Below are 322 nucleotides of genomic sequence, written 5' to 3'. Positions count from 1 at the left end.
CAGGAAGCTGGCGTTCAGCTCCATCAGCACCGCATTGCCGTCGAGGAAATAAATCGTCGGATAGCCGTCAGGCGCAGGCGCCCGACGCGGCTGGGCGATACGGACGCGGTAACGCCGTTGACCATCGGCGGAGGTGAAGCGCAGATCGCTGAAGCGGTAATCCGCAGAGTCGCTATCGGCGACGGTCACGCCGATCCTGCGTTCCAGATCGGGCCTGGCCTGCACGGCAGTCGGCAACCAAAAGCCGATGGCGAGCGCCAGAAGCGTGCAGATAAAATGCCGGTGAGACAATAACATGCGGGGCAGCGTCCTCGAAAAAGGC

1 pseudogene is annotated in these 322 nt (G+C 62.4%); it reads right to left on the bottom strand.

The window, feature by feature from the left end:
- Positions 1-297 (bottom strand): annotated as a pseudogene (locus JYB63_RS22740) (hypothetical protein); the annotation flags it as partial.
- Positions 298-322: the final 25 nt, after the last annotated feature.

Source organism: Aliamphritea spongicola, assembly GCF_017051665.1.
In the GTDB taxonomy this organism is placed as follows: domain Bacteria; phylum Pseudomonadota; class Gammaproteobacteria; order Pseudomonadales; family Balneatricaceae; genus Amphritea; species Amphritea spongicola.
The sequence above is the reverse complement of the archived record's forward strand: the minus strand, read 5'-3'. Positions and strand labels throughout refer to the sequence as shown.